The sequence below is a fragment of the uncultured Corynebacterium sp. genome (assembly GCF_937999985.1).
Classification (GTDB): domain Bacteria; phylum Actinomycetota; class Actinomycetes; order Mycobacteriales; family Mycobacteriaceae; genus Corynebacterium.
This window is the reverse complement of the sequence record NZ_CALLDG010000118.1, coordinates 1-3,902: the sequence shown is the minus strand read 5'-3', so window position 1 is coordinate 3,902 and position 3,902 is coordinate 1. Positions and strand designations below refer to the sequence as shown.

5 protein-coding genes are annotated in these 3,902 nt (G+C 60.9%); all 5 read left to right on the top strand.

Annotated elements, in window-relative coordinates; translation table 11 throughout:
- The first annotated feature begins 94 nt into the window (after positions 1-94).
- On the top strand, positions 95-337 hold the full coding sequence (locus tag Q0331_RS05710) for an ATP synthase F0 subunit C (protein ID WP_005292984.1): 243 nt from the start codon (positions 95-97) through the stop codon (positions 335-337).
- Between the two features lie 69 nt (positions 338-406).
- Positions 407-967, top strand: coding sequence for a F0F1 ATP synthase subunit B (locus Q0331_RS05705; protein ID WP_034985593.1), 561 nt, complete (start codon positions 407-409; stop codon positions 965-967).
- 5 nt (positions 968-972) lie between these two features.
- Positions 973-1,791 (top strand): F0F1 ATP synthase subunit delta, encoded by an 819-nt coding sequence (locus Q0331_RS05700; protein WP_298075498.1) that lies wholly within the window; start codon positions 973-975, stop codon positions 1,789-1,791.
- Between the two features lie 86 nt (positions 1,792-1,877).
- Complete coding sequence (gene atpA, locus Q0331_RS05695; RefSeq protein ID WP_298075499.1) at positions 1,878-3,515, top strand: F0F1 ATP synthase subunit alpha; 1,638 nt, start codon at positions 1,878-1,880, stop codon at positions 3,513-3,515.
- Between the two features lie 66 nt (positions 3,516-3,581).
- A partial coding sequence (locus Q0331_RS05690) for a F0F1 ATP synthase subunit gamma (protein ID WP_298075497.1) occupies positions 3,582-3,902 on the top strand: 321 nt, incomplete at its 3' end.

The following is a 3,902-nucleotide window of genomic DNA, read 5'->3' as shown; positions in this document are numbered from 1 at the left end:
ATTCGCCCCTTTTTAAGTACTCAAATGACCAAGCCGGATAACAACAACAGAAAAGCTGTAACCGGCTGGTTCTCAGAAAGGTAATGGAAACCAAATGAACGACATCTTCCTCATCGCGCAGGACACCACCACCAAGTTCCAGGGCTTCGGCACCATCGGCTACGGCCTGGCTGCTATCGGCTCCGCTATCGGTGTGGGCAACGTTGCAGGTAAGACCGCTGAGGCAATGGCTCGCCAGCCCGAGATGGCCGGCCAGCTGCGCACCACCATGTTCCTGGGTATCGCTTTCGCCGAGGCACTGGCTCTGATCGGCTTCGTCGCCGGCTTCCTGTTCTAATTTCAGTGCGATTGGCCGCTCTCTAAGAGCACTTTCTAACCACCGCACCAGAATCGAAAGCTGGAGACTATGACGAACACCTTTTTGTTAGCAGCTGAGAAGCTGCCGATGGAGGAGTCGGTAAACCCGCTGCTTCCTCCGCTGTACGACATCGTCTGGTCCATCATTCCTTTTGCAGTCATCCTGTTTGTCTTCTGGAAGTTCGTGCTTCCGAAGTTCCAGGAAGTGCTGAATCAGCGCGAGGACCAGATCGAGGGCGGCATTCGGCGCGCCGAGTCCGCTCAGGCAGAGGCTAAGGCTGCCTTGGAGAAGTACAACGCTCAGCTTGCTGAGGCACGCACTGAGGCTGCGCAGATTCGTGATGACGCCCGTTCCCAGGGGCAGAAGATCATTGCGGACATGAAGGCTCAGGCAACCGAAGAGTCCAACCGTATCGTCGAGTCGGGCCACAAGCAGCTCGAGGCACAGCGTTCCGCCGTTGTCACCGACCTGCGCAAGGAGATGGGTGAAAACTCCATCAACTTGGCTGAGCGCCTGTTGGGCGAGCAGCTGTCGGACGACGTGAAGCGCTCGGGCACCATCGATAACTTCCTCGCCGGACTGGACAACGTCGGCGCATCCGGGAAGTGATCGGTATGCACGCAGCGAGCCGAGAGGCAATTGAGCGCCTCGAGCAGACCCTGGACCAGGGTCTTAACGAGACCTCCGACAAAGTGGGCACCGGTGTAACCACCGGCACCGAGCTGTTCGACGTTGTCGAGCTGCTCGACAGTGACCGCGGCCTACGTGTCGCGCTGATCGACCCGGCGAGGGATGCTAACACCCGCGTGGAACTGGCCAAGAGCCTGTTCGGCGGCAAGGTATCTGCCTCGACGGAAGAAATCGTGTCTGCTGCTGTATCCCAGTCGTGGTCCAACACTCGCGACCTGCGCGACGGACTGGTGAAGCTGGGCCGCCTGGCCCTGCTGCGCGCCGCCGACGCTCAAGGTCAGCAGGACCGCGTTGAAGACGAACTGTTCCAGCTGGCCCGTGTCATCGAACGCGAGCCGGAGCTGGAGCTGAAGCTGGCCGACCGCGCCGCATCCCCGGATGCTCGCCGCGACCTGCTGGCAAAGGTCCTGTATGGCAAGGTCACTTCCACGACCGAGGCACTGGCGCTGCAGGCAATTGGCCGTTTGCGCCAGCGTCCAGTCGAGGAACTTGACTCGTTGGTTGACGAGGTAGCTGCACTGGAAGGACGCACCGTAGCGCGTGTCCGTGCCGCAGCTGCCCTGGGTGAACAGCAGAAGTCGACTCTGTCGGACAAGCTGGAAAAGATTTACGGTCGCAAGATTGCGGTCCACTCCGAGGTTGATACCAGCCTCCTCGGCGGTGCCGTGATCCGCGTCGGACACGAAATTATCGACGGCAGCACTGCAGGTAACCTGCGGCGCCTCCGCGCGTCGATCGCTTAGGGCGTCATAAAAAGGCGCCCCAAGGAACCGACAAAGACCAAGCAAGAAAATAGATGCTGGAAGACGAAACCGAGAGCAGGAAGAACATGGCGGAGCTGACGATCTCCTCCGACGAGATCCGTAGCGCGATTGCGAACTACACCTCGAGCTACTCCGCGGAGGCCTCCCGTGAGGAGGTCGGCGTGGTCACGGCGGCTGCAGACGGTATTGCCCAGGTAAGCGGCATGCCCTCTGTGATGGCTAACGAGCTACTCGAGTTCCCAGGCGGCGTGATTGGCGTCGCACAGAACCTCGACACCGACAGCGTCGGCGTCGTGATCCTGGGTAACTTCGAGACCCTCAAGGAGGGCGACGAGGTCAAGAGGACCGGCGAGGTCCTGTCCATTCCGGTTGGGGAGAAGTTCCTCGGCCGCGTTATCAACCCACTGGGTCAGGCCATCGACGGCCTGGGCGACATCGAGTCCGAGGAAGAACGTGCCCTCGAGCTCCAGGCGCCCTCCGTTCTGATGCGCCAGCCCGTCGAGGAGCCGATGCAGACCGGCATCAAGGCTATCGACGCGATGACCCCGATTGGCCGTGGTCAGCGTCAGCTGATCATTGGCGACCGCAAGACCGGTAAGACCTCGGTCTGCATCGATACCATCCTGAACCAGCGCGACAACTGGGCAACCGGCGACCCGAAGCAGCAGGTTCGCTGCATCTACGTTGCTGTTGGCCAGAAGGGCTCCACGATCGCTTCGATCCGTAAGACCCTGGAGGACCACGGCGCGCTGGAGTACACCACCATCGTGGCAGCACCGGCATCCGATTCCGCCGGCTTCAAGTGGCTGGCACCGTTCACCGGCGCCGCACTGGGCCAGCACTGGATGTACCAGGGCAAGCACGTCCTGGTTATCTACGATGATCTGACCAAGCAGGCTGAGGCCTACCGTGCGATCTCCCTGCTGCTGCGTCGCCCGCCGGGCCGTGAGGCATACCCCGGTGACGTCTTCTACCTGCACTCCCGTCTGCTGGAGCGCGCAGCGAAGCTGAACGACGAGCTGGGCGGCGGTTCCCTGACCGCACTGCCGATCATTGAGACGAAGGCGAACGACGTGTCTGCCTTCATTCCGACCAACGTTATTTCCATTACCGACGGTCAGGTATTCCTGGAGTCCGATCTGTTCAACCAGGGTGTCCGACCGGCTATCAACGTTGGTGTGTCCGTCTCCCGTGTTGGTGGTGCCGCACAGACCAAGGGCATGAAGAAGGTGTCCGGCTCCCTGCGTCTGGATCTGGCCGCATACCGCGACCTGGAGGCCTTCGCTGCCTTCGCATCCGACCTGGACCCGGCTTCCAAGGCACAGCTGGAGCGCGGTAAGCGCCTGGTCGAGCTGCTGAAGCAGAAGGAGACCGAGCCGCAGTCCGTCGAGGACCAGATGGTTTCCATCTACCTGGCCGGCGAGGGCGAGTTCGACGACGTTCCGGTTGAGGACGTTCGCCGCTTCGAGTCCGAGCTGCTGGAGAACCTGCACGCTTCCCACGGTGGCGTGTTCGAACAGATCAAGGGTGGCACCCCGTTCAGCGACGAGTCCAAGGCTGAGCTGGCTGGCGCAGTCCAGGACTTCAAGCAGGGCTTCCAGACCACCGACGGCACCCCCGTCATCAACGAGCCGGAAGCTCGCCCGCTTGGCGACGACGAGGTCACCAAGTCTCAGATCACTGTCTCCCGCAAAACTCAGTAGGCGCGGAAGGTAAGTGAGCACAGTGACCACCAAAACCATTAATGAAACAGAAGGGAGGCGATAGTTATGGCTAGTCTTCGCGAACTGAGGACACGAATCAAGTCCGTGAACTCGACCAAGAAGATCACGAAGGCCCAGGAGCTCATCGCCACCTCGAGGATCACAAAGGCTCAGGCACGTGTTGACGATGCGGAGCCTTACGCGGAGGAAATCACCCGCGTGGTTCAGCGCCTGGCCTCCGCCAGCAGCCTGGATCACAAGATCCTGCAGGAGCCGACGGATGCTTCCCGCGCCGCAATCCTCGTGGTTTCAAGTGACCGTGGCATGTGCGGTGGCTACAACAACAACGTCTTCAAGAAGGCCGCACAGCTGCAAGCTCTCCTGGAA

Excerpts from the sequence above, each read along its gene's own strand:
- Q0331_RS05710 (WP_005292984.1), top strand. The coding sequence starts at position 95 with ATGAACGACATCTTCCTCATCGCGCAGGACACCACCACCAAGTTCCAG.
- Q0331_RS05700 (WP_298075498.1), top strand. The coding sequence starts at position 973 with ATGCACGCAGCGAGCCGAGAGGCAATTGAGCGCCTCGAGCAGACCCTG.
- atpA (WP_298075499.1), top strand. The coding sequence starts at position 1,878 with ATGGCGGAGCTGACGATCTCCTCCGACGAGATCCGTAGCGCGATTGCG.
- Q0331_RS05705 (WP_034985593.1), top strand. The coding sequence starts at position 407 with ATGACGAACACCTTTTTGTTAGCAGCTGAGAAGCTGCCGATGGAGGAG.